The sequence below is a fragment of the Zobellella endophytica genome (assembly GCF_003012775.1).
Lineage (GTDB): Bacteria > Pseudomonadota > Gammaproteobacteria > Enterobacterales > Aeromonadaceae > Oceanimonas > Oceanimonas endophytica.
Genome location: NZ_PXYG01000025.1, coordinates 1 through 872, shown reverse-complemented (window position 1 = coordinate 872; position 872 = coordinate 1). Strand labels below are relative to the sequence as shown.

The 872-nt window shown below is 54.4% G+C and carries 1 rRNA gene; it reads right to left on the bottom strand.

What is annotated here, in order from left to right:
- Positions 1-131: 131 nt before the first annotated feature.
- Positions 132-872 (bottom strand): 23S ribosomal RNA (locus C7H85_RS19255); the annotation flags it as partial.

The window sequence follows — 872 nt, the reverse complement described above, 5'->3', positions numbered from 1 at the left end:
TCCACAACGCTATCGCCGCCAGGCAATAAACTGATGATTGCCGGTCTCTCGACCAACAATCGCTGGAAAACTGATGTTTGCTGTCGTTGTAGTCGCCTTGACCGCAAGGTCTCACACTTCTTGGGTGTTGTATGGTTAAGCCGCACGGGGCATTAGTACAGGTTAGCTCAACGTATCACTACGCTTACACACCCTGCCTATCAACGTCTTAGTCTCAAACGTCCCTTCAGGGCTCTCTAGGAGCCAGGGATGACTCATCTCGGGGCTCGCTTCCCGCTTAGATGCTTTCAGCGGTTATCGATTCCGAACTTAGCTACCGGGCAGTGCCATTGGCATGACAACCCGAACACCAGCGGTTCGTTCACTCCGGTCCTCTCGTACTAGGAGCAACCCCCCTCAATCATCCAACGCCCACGGCAGATAGGGACCGAACTGTCTCACGACGTTCTGAACCCAGCTCGCGTACCACTTTAAATGGCGAACAGCCATACCCTTGGGACCGACTTCAGCCCCAGGATGTGATGAGCCGACATCGAGGTGCCAAACACCGCCGTCGATATGAACTCTTGGGCGGTATCAGCCTGTTATCCCCGGAGTACCTTTTATCCGTTGAGCGATGGCCCTTCCATACAGAACCACCGGATCACTATGACCTGCTTTCGCACCTGCTCGACCTGTCCGTCTCGCAGTTAAGCTGGCTTATGCCATTGCACTAACCGTACGATGTCCGACCGTACTTAGCCAACCTTCGTGCTCCTCCGTTACTCTTTGGGAGGAGACCGCCCCAGTCAAACTACCCACCAGGCACTGTCCGCACCCCCGATAAGGGGGCAACGTTAGAACATCAAACATACAAGGGTGGTATTTCAAGG